This is a genomic window from Pseudomonas sp. M47T1 (assembly GCF_000263855.1).
Lineage (GTDB): Bacteria > Pseudomonadota > Gammaproteobacteria > Pseudomonadales > Pseudomonadaceae > Aquipseudomonas.
Map to the genome: position 1 here is coordinate 146,813 of NZ_AJWX01000014.1, position 20,525 is coordinate 167,337.

A 20,525-nucleotide genomic window follows, 5' to 3' on the forward strand; every position below is an offset into this window, starting at 1 on the left:
CAACACATTTCGTTCAACGCGGCACTTTACAGGCCCACTCAAACGAATGGCTAGCGTTGTCTTTGGTACAAATGTGCCGATAACCGGACAATTCAGACCTGCTGCAAGTGCCCGTAGAGGCGTGCGTACAGGCCGCCGTCGGCGATCAACTGCTGATGATCACCGTCTTCGGCAATGCGCCCGCCATCAAACACCAGCACCCGATCAGCCTGCTTCACCGCCGACAGGCGATGGGCAATGATGAGTGTGGTGCGCCCACTCAGGAATTTCGCCATGGCCTGATGCAGGTTGTATTCGGTGGCGGCATCGAGCGCCGAGGTGGCCTCGTCGAGAATCACCACCCGTGGCTGGGCCAGAATCATGCGGGCGATGGCCAACCGCTGCCGCTGCCCGCCGGACAGGCGCACGCCAGAGCGGCCGACAATGCTGTCCAGGCCCTGGGGCAAGGCGCGGATGGTGGCGTCCAGCTGGGCGATTTCCAGCGCCTGCCAGCAGGCTTCGTCGCTGCGCTCACGGCCCATGGTGAGGTTGGCCCGCACGCTGTCGTTGAACAGCGAGGGGTGTTGCAGCACCACCGCGACGTGCTCGCGCAGGGTAGTCAGGCCGATTTCCTGCTGGGTGGAGCCGCCAAAGCGGATCACCCCGCTCTGGGGCGTATAAAGCCCCAGCAGCAACTGCACCAGGGTGCTCTTGCCGCCGCCGCTGGCGCCGACAATGGCCACCTTCTCGCCCGGCGCGATGGACAGGTCCAGGTGCTCCAGCACCTTGTCCTCGCCATAACCGAAACTCAGGTCGCGCACCTCGATGCCCACGGTGTCGCGGTTCCTGAACGGGTCGACGCCACCGGGGTACTGCGGCTCGTCGGCGCGGGCCAGCAATTCGTTGATGCGGGTCAGGGCACCGCCGGCAGCGTAGTAGGCGTATTGCAGGTTGAGCAGTTGCTCCACCGGGCTGATCATGAACCACAGGTAACTGAACACTGCCAGCATCTGGCCGATGGACAGGTCGGAGAACAGCACGGTGAGCATGGCCACCGCGCGAAAAATGTCGATGCCAAACTGGAACAGCAAGCCGCTGGCCCGCCCCGAGGCATCGCTTTTCCACTGCGAGGCCACGGCAAAGTCGCGCACCTCACGGGCGCGCTGGCCCAGCCGGCCGAGGAAAAAGCCCTGGCGGTTACCGGCACGCACCTCCTGAATGGCTTCCAGGGTTTCGGTCAGCGCCTGGGTGAAGCGGGCGGTGCTGTCGTTTTCAAGCTTCTTGAGGTGCTTGACGCGCTTGCCCAACTGCACGGTGGCGAAGATCACCAAGGGGTTGAACAGCAGAATCAGCAGCGCCAGCTTCCAGTTCATCCACATCAGGATGGTGGCGGTGCCCACCAGGGTGAGCATGGCCACCAGGAAGCGGCTGAGGGTTTCGCCGACAAACTTGTCCAGGGTGTCCAGGTCGGTGACCAGGTGAGTGGTGACGGTACCGCCGCCCAGGCTTTCGTACTCGCTGAGGGAAATGCGCTTGAGGCGCTCGATCAGGCGGATACGCAGGCGGTAAACGATGTCCTTGGCCAGGCCTGCAAACAGCTTGGCCTGCACCACGTTGAACACCAGCGACAGGCAGCGCAGGCCGAAGGTGACCAACAGCATCAGGCCGATATAGCCCGCTGCCTTCTGCCAGGCGCCTGGCAGCACTTGGTTCATGACCTTTAACGCGGTGTCGCCGTGGCCCAGTAGCACTTCGTCCACCAGCAAGGGCAACAGCAGCGGGATGGGAACACTGCACAGGGTGGCCAGCACGGCCACGCCGTTGGCGATCCACAGCGACTTGCGGTGCCTGAGGGCCAGTTGCCGAATGTGTGCCCAACTGAGCCGGTCGGGAGCGACTGGCGCTGGGCGCAAGGGCAATTCGGTAGGCCCGGGCAGGTCAAGCATGGGCAGCCCTCTCCAGCCATCGGGCCAACAGCGGTGCCAGTTCGTCCAGCGGTTGATAGCCGTTGGTCAGCAGCGCCATCTGCCCGCCGCGCTGGGCCAGCATGGTGGGGAAACCGGCGATGTTGAGGTCGCGCACCCAACTGAAATCATCCGCCGTGGCGGTCAATTGCTCGGCGCTGTCGAAGGCGGCGGCGAATTCGATGCGCGGAATGCCCGCAGCCTCGGCCAGCTCCACCAGCACCGCCACCTTGGTCACGTCGCGGCCCTGCGCATAGAACGCCTGCTGGATCAGCTTGGCCATGGCCCAGGCCGCGCCTTCGTCCAGGCTGCGCACCGCCACCACCGCCCGGCAGGCGGGCTCGGTGTCGTAGACGAAGTCTTCGGGCAGCGCGCCCTCGAACTGGAACGGCTGGCCCGTGGCGTCATGCACCGCGTGCCAGTGGTGCAGAATGCTGCTGCGCAGCGACGCCTCCAGCGCAGCCCCGCCACCGGTACGCAAGCCACCCATCACCAGGTGCACGCCTACGCCGGCCGCTCGCGCCTGCTGGATGAGCGCCTCGGCCACCGGGGCAAAACCCCAGCACCAGGAACACATGGGGTCCATCACGTACAGCAGGCGTGTCTGCATGGGATCAGTCCTGGGCGGCTTTACGGTAATTATGGCCTATCGGGTGCGGAAGGTTGCGCGCCTTGGCCAATTCAATCTGTTTCTGGCGGTCGATGGCGCTCTTGCGGGTTTTCTCGCTCAGGCTGTCCCAGCAGTGCGGGCAGCTGATGCCGGGGGCGTAGTGCTCGCTGGCGCGGTCTTCCACGCTGATGGGTGTGCGGCAGGCGTGGCACTGGTCGTAGTCACCCTCGGTGAGGTCGTGACGCACGGTGACACGGTTGTCGAACACGAAGCAGTCGCCCTGCCACTTGGACTCCGCCTGGGGCACTTGCTCCAGGTACTTGAGAATGCCGCCCTTGAGGTGGAACACCTCGCCATAGCCTTCGCTCAGCATGTAGCTGGAGGCCTTCTCGCAACGAATGCCGCCGGTGCAGAACATCGCCACCTTCTTGTGCACCGCCGGGTTGAAGTGGGCTTTGATGTAGTCGGGGAACTCGCGGAACGACGTGGTCTTGGGGTCGATGGCGCCCTCGAAGGTGCCGATGGCCACTTCGTAGTCGTTGCGGGTGTCGATCAACAGCACTTCAGGGTCGTTGATCAGGCTGTTCCAGTCCTTGGGCTCCACGTAGGTACCCACCTTGCGGTTGGGGTCCACGCCGGGCACGCCCAGGGTCACGATCTCTTTCTTGAGCTTGACCTTGGTACGGTAGAACGGCTGCTCGTCGCAGTACGATTCCTTGTGGTCGATGTCGACCATGCGCGGGTCGTTGCGCAGCCAGGCCAGCAGGCCGTCGATGCCTTGGCGGGTGCCGGAGACGGTGCCGTTGATGCCTTCTTCGGCAATCAACAGGGTGCCTTTGATGTCGTTGTCGACCATGGCGTTGAGCAGGGGCTCGCGCAGATCGACGTAATCTTCCAGGGTGACGAACTTGTACAGTGCCGCCACGACAATGGCTTGTGTCATGGATAAAACTCCTGGTGGTTGTCCTCGTAAAGGACGGACCGGGTTGTGATGAATGATTGAATGTACGTAAAACGACTGTGGGAGCGGGCCCTGCCCGCGAAGAACACCCCGCGTGGCGCCTGAGGCACCGAGGTATGCTCTTCGCGGGCAGAGCCCGCTCCCACAGAACCCTTACCGCAGCGAGGGTAACTACGTCTGGGCCAATTCTATCAAAAACCGGCCCAGGAAGTATTGCCCTGGATCAATGCCCGCCCGCGCAAGTAGGCGAGGCAGGCGCGGCGCCCGCCTGTGCCCATTCCTCGGGGGTGTAGGTGTGCTGGGCCAGGGCATGGATTTGCCCCATCAGCTCACCCACGGCGGCATACACCCGTTGCTGGCGCTTCACGCGGCTGAGGCCTGCAAACTGCTCGCAGACCAACACCACCTTGTAGTGGGTTTCCTGACCGCGGCTGTGCATGTGGCTCTCGTCGAGCACCTGCAGGTGGGCCGGGTGCAAGGCGCCCAGCGCCTCTTCAATGCGTTGCTGCATGGACATGATCAGCCCCGCTTACGGCTTCTTGGCCGGTGCGGCGGCCGGTGCTGCCGCTTTTGGCGGTGCCAGCTCGTTGGTCATGTCAGACAGCAGCTTGTTGACCACAGGCACCGCGCTTTCCAGTTTTTCCTGGGTCAGCTGAGCCGACTGCTGGGTCACCGAAGGCATTTTCTCCAGTACTTTCTTGCCCAGCGGCGACTGGTAGAACTTGACCAGGTCCTTGAGCTCCTGTTCGGTGAAGGTGTCGGTGTACAGCTTGACCATGTCCGGCTTCAGCTTCGGCCAGCCAATGGCCTGGTCCAGCGCGGCGTTGGCCTTGGCCTGGTAGGTTTCCAGCACGGCGCGCTTGGAGTCCGGGGCCTTGGTCTGTTCGAAACGCTGGGCAAACATTTGCTGCACCTGCATGTAGACCGGGGTCCCGAGCTTGTCAGCATGCGCCATCATCAGGAACGATTCAGCGCTGGCGTTGTGGCTGGCGGTGTCGGCGAAGACGTGGCCGCTGGCGCATACCAGAGCAACCGCGGTACAGATGGCACGAAGACGGGTCATCGAGTTTCCTTAAGTTAGCAGGCGAGGTAGTACCCCGGAATCAAACATTCTGCGCCCAAGCGAGCATTTCGCTCAACCCCGGGCGCACGCTGGCACATGAAACCTGATGGAACCGCAACCGCGATACGCAGCCTAAACTGCGAATCAGACCGTCTAGGAGGACCATCGCATGAGCCGAACAGAAACTGACAGCCTGGGACCGATTGAAGTTCCCGAAGAGGCTTACTGGGGCGCGCAGACCCAGCGCTCGCTGATCAACTTCGCCATTGGTGACCAGCGCATGCCCCTGGCGGTGCTGCACGCCCTGGCACTGATCAAGAAAGCGGCAGCGCGGGTCAACGACCGCAACGGCGACCTGCCGGCCGACATTGCCCGGCTGATCGAACAGGCCGCCGACGAAGTGCTGGACGGCGAACACGATGACCAGTTTCCCCTGGTGGTGTGGCAGACCGGCAGCGGCACCCAAAGCAACATGAACGTCAACGAAGTGATTGCCGGGCGCGCCAACGAGCTGGCCGGCAAGGGCCGTGGAGGCAAGGCGCCGGTGCACCCCAACGACCACGTCAACCGCTCGCAAAGTTCCAACGACTGCTTCCCCACGGCCATGCACATTGCCGCCGTGCAGGCGGTGAACCAGCATTTGCTGCCGGCCATCGCCGAACTGTCGGCGGGCCTCGCCGAGCTTGCAGCGCGGCACATGCACCTGGTCAAGACCGGGCGCACGCACATGATGGACGCCACCCCCATTACCTTTGGCCAGGAGCTGTCGGCCTATGTGGCGCAGCTTGACTATGCCCAGCGCGCCATCCGCGCCACCCTCCCCGCCGTGTGCGAGCTGGCCCAGGGCGGCACGGCGGTAGGCACCGGGCTGAATGCCCCGCACGGTTTTTCCGAGGCCATCGCCGCCGAATTGGCGGCGCTGTCGGGGTTGCCATTCATTACCGCGCCGAACAAGTTCGCCGCCCTCGCCGGGCATGAGCCGCTGACCAGCCTGTCCGGCGCGCTGAAGACCCTGGCCGTGGCGCTGATGAAGCTGGCCAACGACCTGCGCCTGCTGGGCTCCGGGCCCCGCGCAGGCCTTGCCGAAGTGAAATTGCCGGCCAATGAGCCGGGCAGCTCGATCATGCCCGGCAAGGTCAACCCTACCCAGTGCGAGGCCTTGTCGATGCTGGCATGCCAAGTGCTGGGCAACGACGTGGCCATCGGCTTTGCCGCGAGCCAAGGGCATTTGCAGTTGAACGTGTACAAGCCGGTGATCATTCACAACCTGCTGCAATCGATCCGGCTGCTGGCCGACGGTTGCAGCAACTTCCAGGCGCATTGCATCGCCGGCCTGGAGCCGGACCCGGCGCAGATGGCCGAGCATCTGGAACGCGGCCTGATGCTGGTAACCGCGCTGAACCCGCACATTGGCTACGACAAGTCCGCGCAAATAGCCAAGAAGGCCTACAGCGAGAACCTCACCCTGCGCCAGGCGGCGCTGGACCTGGGGTACCTCACCGACGCCGAGTTCGACCAGTGGGTGCGGCCGGAGAACATGCTGGAGTCGGGCAAAAACGGCTGACCGGCGGTAGATACCCGGTGGCCGGGAACTCGATAAGATGAATGGCAATCAACCTGGGAGAATTTCCATGTTCGGCAAGCGTTCGCAAGACCCGGTCGACACGGTGCACTACCGCAGTGACAGGGTGATCATGGTCAACGGCGAGTTTTTCTTCACCACCCGCGAAAATACCCAGGAAGGGCCCTTCCCCACCCGGGAGATCGCGGCCCAGCAGACCCAGGCCTACATAGACCGCATGCAGCGCCGGGCCTAGGCGCGCGCCCCGGCGCCACGTGCTTGAACCGGTGGGAGCGTGTTCTGCCCGCGAAGAAAACGCCGCGTTCCACCTCACAGATCGTGGCGTGCTGTTCGCGGGCACAGCCCGCTGCCACTGGGTTTAAACGGCTTCGAACAGGCCGGCGGCGCCCATGCCGCCGCCCACGCACATGGTCACTACGCCGTAGCGCAACTTGCGCCGCTGCAATTCACGCACGATATGCCCCACCTGCCGTGAGCCGGTCATGCCGAACGGGTGGCCGATGGCAATCGAGCCGCCGTTGACGTTGTACTGGGCGTTGTCGATCTCCAACCGGTCGCGGCAGTAGAGGCATTGCGACGCGAACGCCTCGTTCAGCTCCCACAGGCCCACATCCTGCACCGCCACGCCTGCGGTCTTCAGCAGCTTGGGCACCGCGAACACCGGGCCGATACCCATTTCGTCCGGCTCGCAGCCTGCCACGCTAAACCCACGAAAAATAGCGAGCGGCGTCAGGCCCAGGGCCTGGGCGCGTTCAAGGCTCATGACCAGGGTCATGGAGGCGCCGTCGGACAGTTGCGATGCGTTGCCCGCCGTCACCGAGCCGTCTTCGCTGAACGCCGGTTTCAGGCTGGCCAGGCTTTCCAGGGTGGTGTCGGGGCGGTTGCAGTCGTCGCGGTCCACCACGCCGTCCAGCCATTTCTGCTCGCCGGTGGCTTTGTCTTCCACCAGGTAGCGGGTGTTCATGGCGGCGATTTCGTCATCAAAACGGCCGTCCAGCTGGGCCTGGGCCGTGCGCAACTGGCTTTGCAGGGCGTATTCGTCCTGGGCCTGGCGGCTCACCTGGTACCGTTTGGCCACCACTTCGGCGGTCAAGCCCATGGGCATGTAGATGCCCGGCGAGCTTTCCTGCAGGGTGGGGTTGAGCAGGCGGTCCTGGTTGACGCTGCGCAGGGTCAGGCTGATGGACTCGACACCGCCGGCCACAATGATGTCGCTGAAGCCGGAAGCAATCTGGTTGGCGGCGATGGCAATGGCTTGCAGGCCCGAAGAGCAGAAGCGGTTGAGGGTCATGCCGGCCGTGCCGGTGCCCAGTTTCGACAGCACGGCCACGTTGCGGCCAATGTTGAAGCCCTGGGCGCCTTCGTTGGAGGCAGCGCCGACAATGCAGTCCTCGACACTGGCCGGGTCAATGCCATTGCGCGACAGCAGCGCGTTGACGCAATGGGCCGCCATGTCATCGGGGCGGGTCTGGTTGAACTTGCCGCGAAAGGACTTGGCCAGGCCCGTCCGCACGCTATCGACGATCACCACTTCACGCATGCCGCACCTCTTTTAGTTGTCGTGTTCGGATGCCCCCAGCATAGGTGCGGGGGCAGCAGCTCGCGACGATAATCGAGGGGCCTGATGGCGGCTTATCCGGATTTCTTGTCCTTCTTGAACGCCGCTTCCAGTGCCTCATTGATGGTGCGCAGCACTTTCACCCGTGCCCAGCGCTTGTCGTTGGCCTCAATCAGCGTCCACGGTGCAATTTCGGTGCTGGTACGGTCCACCATGTCGCCCACCGCGTCGCGGTACTGGTCCCATTTCTCGCGGTTGCGCCAGTCGTCCTCGGTGATCTTGAAGCGCTTGAACGGCACCTGTTCCCGAGCTTCGAAACGCTCCAACTGGGTGTCCTTGTCGATCGCCAGCCAGAACTTGACCACCACCACGCCGGCATTGGCCAACTGCTCTTCGTAGTCGTTGATTTCACCGTAGGCGCGCATCCAGTCGCTGACACTGCACAGCCCTTCGATGCGCTCCACCAGTACCCGGCCATACCAGGAGCGGTCAAAAATGGTGAATTTGCCCCGTGCCGGTATCTGCCGCCAGAAGCGCCACAGGTAAGGCTGGGCCAGTTCGTCCTGGGTGGGCGCGGCAATGGGCACAATGTTGTACTGGCGCGGGTCCAGTGCCGCGCACACGCGGCGAATGGCGCCGCCCTTGCCCGCAGCGTCGTTGCCTTCGAACGCGGCCACCAGGGCGTGTCGGCGCATGCGCTTGTCTCGCAACAGCCCGGCCAGGCGTGCCTGCTCGGCGGTAAGCTGTTCGTGGTAGTCGTCCTTGCTCAGGTGCTTGCTCAGGTCCAGGCTGCCCAGCAGGCTCTTGCCATCCAGGCTCTGGCCCAAGGGCGCGATGCTTTGGTGCAGGGGCTCGGTGGGCGCCTTCAACGCGGCCTGCAGGCCCTCCAGAAGGATCTTGCCCACGGTAAGGCTGCGGTAGTGCGGGTCCACGCCCTCGATGATGTGCCACGGCGCGTAGTCACGGCCGGTGCGTCGCAGCACGCGCTCGCCAAAGCGCACAAAGCGGTCATAGGTTTCCGACTGCTGCCAGTCCAGCGGGCTGATGCGCCAGCTGTGCAGGGGGTCGTCCTTGAGGGCCTTGAGCCGAGCTTTCATCTGGTGCTTGGACAGGTGGAACCAGAACTTGAAGATCAGCGCGCCTTCGTCGCACAGCATCTGTTCCAACCGTTCTGCACTGTTGATGGCCTGGTCCAGCACCGCGTCCTTGAACTCGCGGTGCACCCGGCCTTGAATCATCTGGCTGTACCAGTTGCCGAAAAACACGCCTATCTTGCCCTTGGCCGGCAATTGGCGCCAATAGCGCCAGGCGGCCGGCCGGGCCAGCTCCTCATCGGTCTGCTGGTCGAAGGAGCGCACTTCAATCAAGCGTGGGTCCATCCACTCGTTGAGCAGCTTCACCGTTTCGCCCTTGCCCGCCCCCTCAATGCCGTTGATCAACACGATCACCGGGAAACGTGCCTGGGCCTTGAGTTCGTTCTGGGCCTCCAGCAGGGCTTCGCGAAGGGCCGGCACTTGTGCCTCGAAGGTTTCCTTGTCGATGGCGTGACCGATTTCGGCGGACTCGAACATGGGCAGCTACTCCTTGACCAATAAGGCCTTGAGGGTAGCGCATCACGCCAAGGGCGGGGAAATGAGCGACAGCTCCTGTCGAGTCAACTGCCGGCACAACGCGTCAATGCCCATAGACGGCGTGATCGTGAACTGCTCGTGATACTGGCGATGCAGGTGGGTGCGCCAGCTCTCCTGCCCGATGAGGTAGCGAATGAATTCGTCACTGCCTTCGGCCACGCCCACCGCTGCCTGTACGGCATCAAGCTGCATCGCAGTCAATCCGCCTTCACCCGCCACCACGCGATGAAGCGGCTGGCCGGGCAACGCCATTCGTGTACCCAGCTCGGTGCGCAACTGCAAGAGCAGGGCTTCACCCTTGAACCAGCTCCCTGTACGCCGGCGTTGTTCAACCAGCTCTTCGCCATGCAGGGCAATTTGCCGAGCGCGAAACAGCAAGCGTGCTCGATTGACCAACCACTCCCGCCTCGCGGCCGGGCTGTCCAGCACCAGGGGTTCGGCACGGTAAACCTCCACTTCCATCTCACTGAACGCCAACAGCAGGCCTTCTTCGCCGGGCAAGGCATCGCGCGCGATGTTGGCCAGGCGCCGTCGCAGCAACTCCCTCAATGCGCACGCGCGCACCACTTGCAGCACCCTGCGGCGCACTTCGCCAGGGTTGAGCACGAATTCCGGCACCCGCCTCATCTGATCCAGCAGCCTGATGAACTGAGTCATGTCCGACTTGCGCCCCATGTGTGCCCAATACTGCCGGTAGGCGGCCTGCTGCTCCGTATCAAGCCCCACTAACCAAGGCGACGCGAAGTAGTCCGGTGCCTGAGCTTGCACGTGTGGTGCCACGAACTGCAGGTTGAAACGGCGACCTTCGAACCTGGCCAGGGCGATCTGCCGTTGCAGCGCCACGGGCAACAAATTGCCATGCAGCTCCACCTGTATCATGGGCTGCGTACCTTGTGCGGTCAGCACCTGCGGTGGCAACTGGGTCAAGCCAGAACCGCTGAGGTCCACCGAACGCAACATCGGCAGGTTTTCCAGCCAGGCTGGCCAGGCGCCGATCATCGAATTGGCCAGGTCCAGGCGGTACAGATGGCTGAAGCCCGTGGCCTGCGCCACACCCAACACGGCATTGCCATTGAGCGACAGCGTTTCGAGTTCGGGCAGCTGCCCCAGACGGTCGAGCATTACCTGGTCCACGACCAGGTGGTTGCCCCCCAGGTCCAGGCGCTTGAGCGTGGCCTGCTGGCGCGACAGGTCCGGCAGGGTTTCCAGGCCAACGCCATTGAGCCGCAGGGTATGCAGGCGCGGAAAGTTGAACAGAAGGTCTGCCAGGCCCTGGGCATCAATGTGGCAGTTGCGCAGGTTGAGCGACTGGACCCAATTGAAGCCGCCCAGCAGGGGCGGCAGGTCGATCAGAGGCAGCTCTTGCAAATCCAGAGGGAAGCCGAGCAGCTCGCGCTCAAAGTCGGGCGGCCCATTGCGCTGCCACGCTTCGGCCAGCCGGGAAGCGGCCTCGCGACGATGATGCCGCAACTCCACCACATCGCCATTGAAGCGTGCCAAGGCGGCGGCCGACGGTTGGGCCTGCACCCAATAATCCAGGCTCAGGTTAAGCTCCAGGCGCGAAGCCTCCAGGGCCTGGAGCACCGCCATGGCTTCTTCGTAACCCCTTCTATGGCCCAGCCCGCGGACAAACACAATGGCGTCATTCTTGCGCATGCCGCGATAGGTGCGTTTTACCATGTCCAACAACTGCGCTTGCGTGAGCTGGGCAGCAGTGGGCCGGCGCCCGCTCATGGCATAGCCCAGCCGGCCCATTTCATCGCGCACGGGGCCGTTGAAATGCGCCGCCGGGGGGTGCTGTTTCAACCAGTAGGCGCACTGTTCACGGTCGCTGAGGCCTGCGTCACGAACCTGCGCTGCGCTGGCCTCGGCCGGCAGCTGCACCTTGAGCCTGCGCGCCAGTTCGGCGCTGTCGACGTTGGCCCGCGACGGCGAACACAAGCCCTCAAGCGCACGGTTCAGGCGCAAGGCCTGTTGATAATCCCGAGCACGCTCTGCCAGCTCCAGGGGCAAGCGCCGGGCGCTGACAATTGCTTGCTGGGCGGCCGGGCCTACCCGGCTGAGGATTTCCTCCGCCACCCCCACGGGGATGGAGGGGAAGTCACGGCGTAACACCGCTGAAGCACCCGCGCCGCCAAAGTGCGACGCCTCGTACAGCGCTTCAAACAGGGCCAGGTCATCGTCCGCACCTGCCAGCGGTGCAAACGGTTCGGCCAATTTAAACGCCAGGCCCGGGTCGGTGATGTCTACACCCGCCCGGTGCTGCGCGATTGCCCGGTCGATTCCGAACCGCACCAGGGTGTCACGCAGCAAGGCCGAGACGCGGCTGCCCGGTGCAAAGGTTTGCTCGATCAGTGCCGGCTCAACACCTGCGCAGTGAAAGGCCAGGTTCAGCCGGTCATCGTCCAGGTAGGCCAGCGAGCTGTTTGCCAGCGAACGCAGGGCCTGGCCCCTGACCGCCACAGTCTGCTGCGCGGCCAACTGCCAAAGACCCTCCGCATCCTTGGCCAACAGCGGCTCATAAGCGTCGCGGGCCGAGGGGTGAATCACACGGAAGGCGCGCTGCTCGCTGTCATAGCGTGTGGCGTAGACCTTGCCTGTCACCACGGCCAATTCATGGCCGTCATGCACATACAGGCCGTCGGGGTCGGGGCTCAACTGCGGCGGCAACGTCGCAGAATGCTCATAACCATCGAGCGTGGGCCGGTGCAAGCGCTCGCGGCCATTGGGCAAGCGCACCGGCACCAGTTCATCGAACACCGGCCCCTGCGGCCAGCGCGGCACGCTGGGCATCTGCGCCAACTTGACCGCGCCCGACATCACGGCCAGGGTTGCCAGGTTCTCGGAAACGTCCATGGCGTGGATGAACGCCGCATGAGCGTCGCCGTGGCGCCAGTCCTGCACACCGGTGTACACCTCATTGACCAACTGCGCCGCCGCGCAGGCCAGCATCAGTTCGCCCAGGCCGGGAATGAACAGCGCGGTCAGGCCCAGCAGGTCCAGGCCCGCCGACAGCCAGGCGCGGTTGCGCTCATCACGCTCGCGGGCATCGATGTCGGCCGTGGGCGTGGCCATGACCCTGGCATCGTCGAGCATGCGGGCCACCCGTTGCTGGTGCAGGGCCGCGAATACCTCCCCCGCCAACGCCACACGTTGCAGGTACAGGTTGGCCGCCGCGTCTGGCGCGCGCTGCGGGGCCTGGGGAAAGGTACTGACCAGCGGGGTAAGACGATCCTTGAGGTGATCCAAAAACGCCGTGGCATGCCGCTGGCTGACGAACCGGCGCCAGAAGCGACGGTAATCGCGGTTGCGCAACTTCTCGCGCAACGCATCATGCGCGGCCTGCAAGGACGGGTACTGCTTGAGCGGCTGCGTGGGTTCCTGGGGCACATACAACACGCAAGCGCCGTCATCGGTGGTGTCCAGCAGCAACGGCCCATGCAGCTCGCCGCCACTGAACATCGAGCTTTGCATCAGGCTCAACGCACTGACGCGCAATGGCTTGCGTTCCCAGCTGGCCGCTCGGCCTTGCACCAGGTCCAACAGCGCGCGGTAGGCCGGCTCATCGATGTCATTGCGCAGCCGGGCGATGTGGGCCTGCACTTCAAGGCTGCGACGGTCATTGTCGAGAAACAGGGCCTTGGCGCTGTGCTGGGCAGGTTCCAGGAATGTCTTCAGGTGGGCTTGGTAGGCCTGGCCAATATCCAGCTCGCGGCATGTGGCGGCAAACGCCGAGACGCTGATGGGCAAGGCCTTGGCCGGCGGGTAGCGGTAGCTCAACCCCCCCTCTTCGATCACCAGCGAGGCGCCGGGCAGCAGCAGCGAGCCCGGTTCGAAATACTCCTCGTCGCTGAAATTCTGCAACGCGGCATGCAGCAATGTCTGCCGGGACATGTGCTGGCGTGGCACGCTCAGCGAGCCAACGTTGCGCAGGCGCGCCAGTACATCAGTGCTTACATCGATACCGGGGGCCAGCGGCTTGAGTGCGGCTGCCAGTAACGGCTGGGCAAAACTGTCCAGGCCCTGCAGCGCCGCCAGCCAATGGCCCAACGCCACCCGTGCTGCCTCGCTGCTGACCTGGCTGGCACGCAACGCCATGCGCATGGGGCTCGGTGCACGGGTCAGCCAAGCAGGAAGGCTGGTTTCCACCACCCGCGCGTGTTCGCGGGATTTGGCGTGATCGCCACGGGCAAAGGGAATAAGGGAATGCTCTGGGGTTGTCATCATCGCTCCTTGCGAAAGGTGTCCAGGGCCGCACCTTAACAACCGTGCGGGCGCTTAAAAGCGGCAATAAACACCACCCACCGGTATCATGGACGCCTGTTTGCCACCGAGCCCACCATGAGCACCGAATCGCTGCACGCCCACATCGACTGGGATGACCTGGGGCGCCCCACTTCCCGCCAGTACGGCGATGTCTACTTCGCCGCCTCGGGCCTGGAAGAAACCCGCCATGTGTTCATCGACCAGAACGACCTGACCGCGCGCTTCGCCGCGCTTCACGATGGCCAGCGGTTGGTGATCGGTGAAACCGGTTTTGGCACGGGGCTGAATTTTTTCTGCGCCTGGCAGCTGTTCAACGAACAGGCGCCTGCCGGGGCGCGCCTGCACTTCATCAGCGTTGAAAAATACCCGCTCAGCCATGCCGACCTCAGCCGCGCCCTGGGCTTGTGGCCGGAACTGGCCGCGCTGACGGCGCCGTTGCTTGAGCAATACGTAGGCATTCACCCCGGCTTCCAACGCCTGGTGTTCGACGGCGGCCGCGTGACCCTGACGCTGCTGATTGGCGATGTGCTGGAGCAGTTGCCGCAACTGGACGCTCAGGTGGATGCCTGGTTCCTGGACGGTTTTGCCCCAGCCAAGAACCCGGAGATGTGGACGCCCGAACTGTTTGCCGAGCTGGCAAGACTGGCCGCGCCCGGCTCCACCCTGGGCACTTTCACCAGTACCGGCTGGGTGCGCCGCGGCTTGATTGCCGTGGGCTACAAGATGAAGCGCATCCCCGGCATCGGCAAGAAGTGGGAAGTACTGCGCGGGGCCTTCCAGGGCCCTGAGCAGGCGCCTGCCGAACGGGTCAAACCGTGGTTTGCCCGCCCTCCTCGGCCTGCGGGCGAGCGTCACGCGCTGGTGATTGGCGCAGGCCTGGCCGGCTGCGCCACCGCCGCCAGCCTGGCCGCGCGGGGCTGGCAGGTCAGCTTGCTGGAGCGCCATGGCGAGGTGGCCCAGGAAGCCTCGGGCAACCCCCAAGGCGTGCTGTACCTCAAGCTGTCGGCCCATGGCACCGCGCTGTCGCAACTGATCCTCAGTGGTTTCGGCCACACCCGCCGCTTGCTGGAGCAACTTGAACGCGGCCGCGACTGGGATGATTGCGGCGTGCTGCAACTGGCCTTCGATGACAAGGAGCGCCAGCGCCAGGCGCAATTGGCGGCCGCCTTCAACCCGCACTTGCTGCATGTGCTGGAGCGTGATGAAGCCCAGGCGCGTGCCGGCGTGCAGTTGGCCAGCGGCGGCCTGTATTACCCCGAGGGCGGCTGGGTACACCCGCCCGCGCTGTGCCAGTGGCAAGCTGGCCAGCCAGGCGTGCGCGTGCTGGCCCATCATCAAGTGCTGGAGCTGCGCCGGGTGGATGGCCAGTGGCAGGCCTGGGACGGCGAGCACCTGCTGGCCAGCGCGCCGGTGGCGGTGTTGTGTACCGCCGCGCAGGTGCGTGACATGGCCGCCACGGCGCACCTGCCACTCAAGCGCATTCGCGGGCAGATCACTCGCCTGGCGCAAACCCCGGGCAGCGCCGCACTGGGTACCGTGGTGTGCGCCGAAGGCTATGTGGCGCCGGCACGGCTGGGCGAACACACCCTGGGCGCCAGCTTTGACTTCCACAGCGACGACCTGACCCCGACGGTGGCCGAGCATGAAGGCAACCTGGCGATGCTTGAGGAAATATCCGCTGATTTGACCCAACGCCTGGGCGTGGGGCAACGGCCGGTAGAACAGCTTCAGGGGCGCGCGGCCTTCCGCTGCACCAGCCCTGACTATTTGCCCATTGTCGGGCCACTGGCCGACCGCGAAGCGTTTTCCCAAGCCTACGCCATACTCAGCCGCGATGCCCGACAGGTACCTGACGCGCCCTGCCCGTGGCTGGAGGGGCTGTACGTCAACAGCGGTCATGGCTCGCGAGGCTTGATTACCGCGCCGTTGAGCGGTGAGCTGATTGCCGCCTGGCTGGATGACGAGGCCTTGCCGCTGCCTCGCGCGGTGGCTGAAGCCTGTCACCCGAACCGCTTTCAGCTGCGCAGCCTGATCAAGAACAAACCGTAAACCGTACACAATTCTGTAGCCGCTGCCGAAGGCTGCGGCTACACAGGAATTTCATGCTCATTATTCGACAGGTGCACAAAGCCTACCCCACCCCCCAAGGCCCGCTTCCCGTGCTGGCCGGGGTGGACCTGCAACTGGGGCAGGGCCAGAGCCTGGCCTTGATGGGCGAATCCGGCAGCGGCAAAAGCACCCTGCTGCACCTGGTGGCCGGCCTGGACCGCATCGACAGCGGCAGCATCGAGGTGGCCGGGCAGGCGCTGGAGCACCTGGGCGAACGCCAGCTCGCGGCCTGGCGCTGCACGGGCATTGGTCTGATCTTTCAGCAGTTCAACCTTATCGGCAGCCTCAGCGTGGCAGACAACCTGGCGTTTCAGGCCCGCCTGGCCGGGCGCCATGATCCGGCCTGGAACAGCGAACTGGCCGAGCGCCTGGGCCTGTCGAGCGTTCTGCAGCGCTACCCCGAACAACTCTCCGGTGGCCAGCAGCAACGGGTGGCACTGGGCCGCGCCCTGGCCTCGCGCCCGGCCCTGCTGCTGGCTGACGAGCCCACCGGCAACCTCGACGAACACACCAGTGGCCAGGTCCTGGATTTGCTGCTGCAACTGCAGGCCGACAGCGGTTGCAGCCTGTTGATGGTGACCCACAGCCCGGCCATTGCCGCGCGCCTGCAACGCCAAGTGGTGCTGCACGCCGGCCAGGTACAGGGTTGATCACGGTGCGCCGCCTGGGCTGGACCCTGATGGCCCTGCTGAGCCACTGGCGCAAGCACCCGGTGCAACTGGCCAGCGTGCTCGCAGGCCTGTGGTTGGCCACTGCGCTGCTGATTGCCGTGCAGGCGCTCAATGGCCAGGCGCGTGCCAGCTATGCCCAGGCCAGCGAACTGATTGGCGGCAAGGCCCAGGCCAGCCTGGCGCCCGTACAGGGCCAGCGCATGCCCCAGGCGCTGTTCGTCCAGCTACGGCGCCAGGGCTGGCCCGTATCGCCGTTGCTGCAAGGCAGCGTCACCGTCAACGGCCAGCGCTTGCAGGTCAACGGCATTGACCCCTTGAGCCTGCCCGCGCATACCGCGCTGGGCGGACAGGCCCCTTCCCAGGACGACCTCTATGCCTTTATCGGCGACCCGGGCCAGGCCTGGGTGTCGACCCAGACGCTCGCCAGCCTGGGCCTGAGCGATGGTGCCAGGCCCACCCCTGGGATGCCGCCCCTGTATGGGCGCCGCGACATGGCGCCCGGCGTGCTGCTGATGGACATTGGCCATGCCCAGGACGTGTTGCAGGCGCCGGAACAACTGTCGCGCCTGTTGGTGGCAGCCGGCTTCAGCGCCGAATTGCCGGCTACCTTCAACGGCCAACTGCGCTGGCAGCACACCGACCCCGGCCAGGACATGCAGCGCCTGACCGAGGCACTGCACTTGAACCTGGCCGCCCTGGGGCTGCTGGCGTTCGTGGTGGGGCTGTTCATTGCCCAGGCCGCCATCGGCCTGGCGCTGGAGCAACGCCGTGGCCTGCTGCGCACACTGCGCGCCTGCGGGGTGGGCCTGCGGGTATTGATCATTGCCCTGACGCTGGAACTGACCTTGCTGGCCCTGGTCGGCGCAGTCGCCGGGGTGTTCAGCGGCTACCTGCTCGCCAGCCTGCTGCTGCCCGACGTCGCCGCCAGCCTGCGCGGCCTGTATGGCGCCGAGGTTGGCAACCAGCTGAGCCTGGGCCCCTGGTGGTGGCTGGGGGCGATCGGCCTGAGCCTGGCCGGCGCGCTGCTGGCTGGCGGCCAAAGCCTGTGGCGGGCCGCACGCTTGCCGTTGCTGGCATTGGCCGGGCATCAGGCGTGGCGCGGTGCCCATGGCCAGTGGTTGCAGCGCCAGGGCTGGGCCGCGCTTGTTCTGGCCACATTGGCAGTAGCCCTGGTGCTGTGGGGCGACAGCCTGGCAGCAGGGTTCACCCTGCTGGCCTGCCTGCTGCTGGCGGCGGCGCTGGCATTGCCGGTAATGCTCGACCGCGTGCTGGCCGTGCTCGCCAGCGGGCGCCGCGGCGCCGTGTTGAGCCACTGGTTTCTGGCCGACTGCCGCCAGCAATTGCCCGCGTTGAGCCAGGCGCTGATGGCCTTGCTGCTGGCCATGGCCACCAACGTCGGCGCCTCAAGCATGACCCAGGGCTTTCGCGAAACCTTCAGCCATTGGCTGGAGCAACGGCTGGTGGCCGAGCTTTATGTGCGCCCGAACGATGGCGCCCAGACCGCCCAGGTGCAAACCTGGCTGCAGCAGCGCGGTGAGGTGCGCCGGGTGTTGCCGGGGCGCGAACAGGATGTGAGCCTACAGGGCTGGCCGGTGGAGGTGCACGGGGTGGTCGACGATGCGTTGTACCGCCAGCACTGGCCGCTGCTTGAGGCCGCCACCGGCAACCCGTGGGACCGGCTGTTCGACAGCGACAGCCTGATGCTCAGCGAACAACTGGCCAGGCACTTGCACATCGGCCTGGGCGAGCCGTTGTCATTGCCCGGCCAACTCGCCAGCAAGCCGTTTACCGTGGTGGGCATCTACGCCGACTATGGCAACCCCAAGGGCCACGTGCTGATCAGCGCAAGCACCTGGCAACACCTGTGGCCAGGGCAGCCGCCCACGCGCCTGGCGGTGCGCGTGGCGCCCTACGCCGTACCTGGGCTCAAGGCCGCCTTGCAGGCCAAATTCGCGCTGGACGACAGCCGCCTGGTGGACCAAGGCCAGCTCAAGCGCTGGGCCGTGCAGGTATTCGAACGCACCTTCAGTGCCACCAGCGCGCTGGACAGCCTGACCCTGGCCGTGGCTGCCGTGGCGCTGTTCATCAGCCTGCTGACCCAGAGCGACAACCGCCTGGGCCACCTGGCGCCACTGTGGGCCCTGGGCGTGAACCGTCGGCAGTTGATCGCGCTGAACCTGGCCCAGACCTGGCTGCTGAGCCTATTGACCCTGGTGCTGGCCTTGCCCCTGGGCATACTGCTGGCCTGGTGCCTGGTGGCGGTAGTGAATGTCCAGGCGTTCGGCTGGCGCCTGCCCCTGCAAGTGTTCCCCGGCCAGATCCTGCAATTGCTGGGCTGGGCCATGCTGGCCACGGCCCTGGCGTCGGCCTGGCCGCTGGTGCGCCTGTTGCGCAGCCGCCCGGCCGACCTGTTGCGAGTGTTCGCCGATGAACGCTAGACGCCTCATCAACAGCGCAGCACAAGGTTTGCTACTGGCCTGCCTGCTGCTGGCCGGTTGCGACGCACCACCGCCACCCGCCCAGGGCTTCGCCGGCCTGGGCGCACAGGCCCAAGGCTTTGCTCAGGTACGGCCGGGCACGCCGCTGGTGTTTCCCCAGGACCACGGGCCCCATCCTGACTACCGCATCGAGTGGTGGTACGTGACCGCCAACCTCACCGCCACCACCGGTGAAACCTTTGGCGCCCAATGGACCCTGTTTCGCAGCGCCATGGCGCCCGGCCCCGAAGCGCCGGGCTGGAGCCACAAGACGCTGTGGCTGGGCCATGCGGCGTTGACCGGCGCCACCTTCCAGCACAGTGCGCAGGCCATGGCCCGTGGCGGCATCGGTCAGGCGGGCGCACAGGCCGCCCCCTTCACCGCATGGATAGACGACTGGCACCTGACCGCCATCGGGCCGCCCGACAATCGCCTCGGGCACGTGCAGATGAGCGCCCATGGCGCAGACTTTGATTACGACCTGAACCTGGCAAGCGATCGCCCTTTGGTGCTGCAAGGTGACCAGGGCTACAGCCGCAAATCGCAACAGGGCCAAGCCTCGTGGTATTACAGCCAACCGTTCTACCAGGTACAAGGCCGCGTCAACGCCCGGGGCCGCCAGTGGCAGGTCAGTGGCCAGGCCTGGCTGGACCGCGAATGGAGCAGTCAACCGCTGGCGGCCAACCAGCAAGGCTGGGACTGGTTCTCGCTGCACCTGGCCGACGGCAGCCAAGTGATGCTGTTCCGGCTGCGCCAACAAGGTGGCGCCGACTTCATCAGTGGCAATTGGATTGCCGCCGACGGCCACGGGCAACCGCTGGACAACCGGCAGATCGACCTGCAACCGCTGGCGCCATCGGTCACCCTGGACGGCCACACCGTACCCACCCATTGGCACCTGCGCATCGCCGAGCATGGGCTGGACGTGCAACTCAGCGCCCTGAACCGCAACGCCTGGATGGACGTGACGCCCCCCTATTGGGAGGGCCCGATACGCATCGAAGGTAGCCACACTGGCCAGGGGTACCTGGAGATGACCGGCTACTAAGCTGTGAGCCGCCAGCTATTTTCAGATAAGACCGCAGAGCACCGCCCTTACCACCGCCGACAGCTTGTTGCACACGCCCAGCTTCTCGATGCAGCGGGCAATATGGAAGTTGACCGTGCGCTCGCTCAACTGCAACACCTTGGCGACGTCCACCGAGGTCAGGCCCTGGGCGGTCCACTTCAAGACTTCCCGCTCGCGCGGGGATAAACCTGCCTCAGCCGCGCTGTCGGCAAGCTGTTGTTGCACCGCGGTATCGATCCGGATCGCCAGGGCGTTATGCACCAGGTTCGCCAGCCACAACACATCGCCCGCCTTGTCGTAGAACTCGCCGATGCTGATCTCATCCTGGCTGCGCACCAGGCTCAGGACGCTGCTGACGCCTCGACCGCTGTGCACCACTTGACTGATGCCTTAACGAAGTCCGTGGGCTTGATACTGGCGCCATAATTCTAAATGGCCAGCAAATAGCTCATTACCCCATAACAGCGGAAGTTGCGCATCGGCGATGTCCTGCACTAAAGGGTCGTGCTCAAAGTAGCGGTTTTCCTGATAGCAACGATTCCAGGCATCCGGGTAATTATTATGTTTGTAGACTTTGTTCTGCCC

At 65.0% G+C, this 20,525-nt stretch carries 15 protein-coding genes and 1 pseudogene; 6 read left to right on the plus strand and 10 right to left on the minus strand.

Annotated features, from left to right (window positions below):
* Window positions 1-92 precede the first annotated feature (92 nt).
* The 5 genes from PMM47T1_RS16165 to PMM47T1_RS16185 form a co-directional block, all read right to left on the minus strand.
* Window positions 93-1,925: an ABC transporter ATP-binding protein gene (locus PMM47T1_RS16165; protein ID WP_008370745.1), complete on the minus strand. Its 1,833-nt coding sequence runs from the start codon at window positions 1,923-1,925 to the stop codon at window positions 93-95.
* Window positions 1,918-2,553, minus strand: a complete 636-nt coding sequence (locus PMM47T1_RS16170) for a DsbA family protein (RefSeq protein ID WP_008370747.1) — start codon at window positions 2,551-2,553, stop codon at window positions 1,918-1,920. Before PMM47T1_RS16170 ends, PMM47T1_RS16165 begins: the two co-directional genes overlap by 8 nt.
* Before the next feature lie 4 nt (window positions 2,554-2,557).
* Complete coding sequence (gene trhO, locus PMM47T1_RS16175; RefSeq protein ID WP_008370750.1) at window positions 2,558-3,496, minus strand: oxygen-dependent tRNA uridine(34) hydroxylase TrhO; 939 nt, start codon at window positions 3,494-3,496, stop codon at window positions 2,558-2,560.
* A gap of 241 nt (window positions 3,497-3,737) precedes the next feature.
* The gene (locus PMM47T1_RS16180) at window positions 3,738-4,031 is read right to left on the minus strand and encodes a BolA family protein (protein ID WP_008370752.1); all 294 of its coding nucleotides are present in this window, start codon (window positions 4,029-4,031) and stop codon (window positions 3,738-3,740) included.
* A gap of 12 nt (window positions 4,032-4,043) precedes the next feature.
* On the minus strand, window positions 4,044-4,577 hold the full coding sequence (locus PMM47T1_RS16185; RefSeq protein ID WP_008370754.1) for a DUF2059 domain-containing protein: 534 nt from the start codon (window positions 4,575-4,577) through the stop codon (window positions 4,044-4,046).
* 169 nt (window positions 4,578-4,746) lie between these two features.
* Between PMM47T1_RS16185 and PMM47T1_RS16190 the strand changes: the two genes are divergently transcribed.
* Together PMM47T1_RS16190 and PMM47T1_RS16195 are read left to right on the plus strand one after the other, a co-directional pair.
* The gene (locus PMM47T1_RS16190; protein WP_008370756.1) at window positions 4,747-6,141 is read left to right on the plus strand and encodes a class II fumarate hydratase; all 1,395 of its coding nucleotides are present in this window, start codon (window positions 4,747-4,749) and stop codon (window positions 6,139-6,141) included.
* A gap of 67 nt (window positions 6,142-6,208) precedes the next feature.
* Window positions 6,209-6,394: a DUF6316 family protein gene (locus tag PMM47T1_RS16195; protein ID WP_008370758.1), complete on the plus strand. Its 186-nt coding sequence runs from the start codon at window positions 6,209-6,211 to the stop codon at window positions 6,392-6,394.
* A gap of 123 nt (window positions 6,395-6,517) precedes the next feature.
* On the opposite strand, the gene PMM47T1_RS16200 is transcribed toward PMM47T1_RS16195, so the two are convergent.
* From PMM47T1_RS16200 to PMM47T1_RS16210, 3 genes are all read right to left on the minus strand, one after another.
* Window positions 6,518-7,699, minus strand: coding sequence for a thiolase family protein (locus PMM47T1_RS16200; protein ID WP_008370760.1), 1,182 nt, complete (start codon window positions 7,697-7,699; stop codon window positions 6,518-6,520).
* A 92-nt stretch (window positions 7,700-7,791) separates the two neighbouring features.
* Window positions 7,792-9,288: a polyphosphate:AMP phosphotransferase gene (gene pap, locus PMM47T1_RS16205; RefSeq protein WP_008370763.1), complete on the minus strand. Its 1,497-nt coding sequence runs from the start codon at window positions 9,286-9,288 to the stop codon at window positions 7,792-7,794.
* Window positions 9,289-9,330: 42 nt separating this feature from the next.
* Window positions 9,331-13,572, minus strand: a complete 4,242-nt coding sequence (locus PMM47T1_RS16210; RefSeq protein ID WP_043301145.1) for a dermonecrotic toxin domain-containing protein — start codon at window positions 13,570-13,572, stop codon at window positions 9,331-9,333.
* A gap of 117 nt (window positions 13,573-13,689) precedes the next feature.
* Here PMM47T1_RS16210 and mnmC point away from each other — a divergent pair, with 117 nt between their 5' ends.
* The 4 genes and pseudogenes from mnmC (at window position 13,690) to PMM47T1_RS16230 (ending at window position 19,919) form a co-directional block, all read left to right on the plus strand.
* Entirely contained in the window at window positions 13,690-15,663 is a 1,974-nt protein-coding gene (gene mnmC / locus PMM47T1_RS16215; protein ID WP_008370766.1) for a bifunctional tRNA (5-methylaminomethyl-2-thiouridine)(34)-methyltransferase MnmD/FAD-dependent 5-carboxymethylaminomethyl-2-thiouridine(34) oxidoreductase MnmC, read from the plus strand.
* A 161-nt stretch (window positions 15,664-15,824) separates the two neighbouring features.
* Window positions 15,825-16,209, plus strand: a pseudogene (locus PMM47T1_RS30905) (ABC transporter ATP-binding protein); the annotation flags it as partial.
* A gap of 193 nt (window positions 16,210-16,402) precedes the next feature.
* On the plus strand, window positions 16,403-18,832 hold the full coding sequence (locus PMM47T1_RS16225) for an ABC transporter permease (protein WP_043301169.1): 2,430 nt from the start codon (window positions 16,403-16,405) through the stop codon (window positions 18,830-18,832).
* Window positions 18,822-19,919, plus strand: a complete 1,098-nt coding sequence (locus PMM47T1_RS16230) for a lipocalin-like domain-containing protein (protein ID WP_008370771.1) — start codon at window positions 18,822-18,824, stop codon at window positions 19,917-19,919. Before PMM47T1_RS16225 ends, PMM47T1_RS16230 begins: the two co-directional genes overlap by 11 nt.
* 21 nt (window positions 19,920-19,940) lie before the next feature.
* On the opposite strand, the gene PMM47T1_RS16235 is transcribed toward PMM47T1_RS16230, so the two are convergent.
* Both PMM47T1_RS16235 and PMM47T1_RS29870 read right to left on the minus strand, forming a co-directional pair.
* On the minus strand, window positions 19,941-20,315 hold the full coding sequence (locus tag PMM47T1_RS16235; protein ID WP_157213026.1) for a helix-turn-helix transcriptional regulator: 375 nt from the start codon (window positions 20,313-20,315) through the stop codon (window positions 19,941-19,943).
* A 15-nt stretch (window positions 20,316-20,330) separates the two neighbouring features.
* Window positions 20,331-20,525 (minus strand): autoinducer binding domain-containing protein (locus PMM47T1_RS29870; protein ID WP_177323386.1); only part of this gene is annotated, 195 nt, incomplete at its 5' end.